Origin of the sequence: Streptomyces phytophilus (genome assembly GCF_013870535.1) — a bacterium.
Taxonomy (GTDB): Bacteria; Actinomycetota; Actinomycetes; order Streptomycetales; family Streptomycetaceae; genus Streptomyces; species Streptomyces phytophilus.
Window position 1 is genome coordinate 1 of sequence record NZ_JACBXC010001725.1, and the last position, 1,020, is coordinate 1,020.

Consider the following 1,020-nt stretch of genomic DNA (forward strand, 5'->3'; position numbering starts at 1 on the left):
CGGCGGGTCGCCGAGTACGGCGCCGGGTGGGTCCTCGGCGGCGGGCGGCCCGAGCAGCTGGCCGCGGGCGCCGCGAAGGCCAGGGCGGCGTGGCGCGAGGCGGGCCGGGAGGGCGAGCCGCGGGTGGCGGCCCTGGCGTACGCGAGCCTCGGCGCGGACGCCGAGGAGCACGCCCGCAACTACCTGCTGGACTACTACGGGTTCCTCGGCGACTTCGCAGAGAAGATCGTCGAGGGGGCGCTGACCTCGCCGAAGGCGATCGCCGCCGCGAAGGCCGCGTTCGCGGACGCGGGCTGCGGCGAGCTGGTGCTCTTCCCCTGCAACCCGGACGTGGCGCAGGTCTCGCTGCTCGCGGAGGCCGCCGGGCTGTAGGACCGCGGGCCCGCCGGAGCGCGGGTGGCGGGAACGTACGGACGAAGGGCGGGGAGCCGGCAGCGGGTCCCCGCTACTTCACCACCGCGACCTCGACGCCCACCGTCGCGAAGCGCCACAGCGCCTTGCCGTCCGCCCGCGACGAGCGCACACCGCCCGTCTTCGCGTCCGGGTCCGGTTCCGGCCGCGAGCCGTCGACCGCGGCGCTGAACCCTATGACCGTGCCCTCGGACTCCGTGAAGATCACCACGTGCTCGACCGGCACCCCGTCCGAGCCGGTGATCTGCCGCGACCGCGAGGTCACGGCGTACATGCCGGGCGGCGGGTCGACGGTGCTCGGCGTCACCCTGTACGTCCGCAGCACCGAGTTGTCCTCGCCGACGAGCCACACGCGGCGGTCCTTCAGCGCGTACACCACCCGCAGGCCGGTGCCCGAGCGGGCGGGCACTTCGAGCTTCTTCTCCTTGGCCTTGGACGGCTCGGGGCTGGCGACCCCCGGGCGGTTGCGGGCCAGCGAGTCGGGGGCGTTGGCGTTGGCCTGGTAGGCGAGGAAGGCGACCACGCCCAGGGCGGCGGCCGTCAGCCCGGCCACGAATTTCCCGCTGCCTGCCACGCGGTACGCCCCTTCCGTACGGCGGCCGTACGGCC

The 1,020-nt window shown here is 75.3% G+C and carries 2 protein-coding genes; one reads left to right on the forward strand and one right to left on the reverse strand.

Annotation, left to right across the window (positions count from 1 at the left end; all coding sequences use genetic code 11):
* Window positions 1-372 (forward strand): LLM class flavin-dependent oxidoreductase (locus H5J30_RS35540; RefSeq protein WP_181791908.1); only part of this gene is annotated, 372 nt, incomplete at its 5' end.
* Between the two features lie 73 nt (window positions 373-445).
* On the opposite strand, the gene H5J30_RS35545 is transcribed toward H5J30_RS35540, so the two are convergent.
* On the reverse strand, window positions 446-964 hold the full coding sequence (locus tag H5J30_RS35545) for a hypothetical protein (RefSeq protein WP_181791909.1): 519 nt from the start codon (window positions 962-964) through the stop codon (window positions 446-448).
* Window positions 965-1,020: the final 56 nt, after the last annotated feature.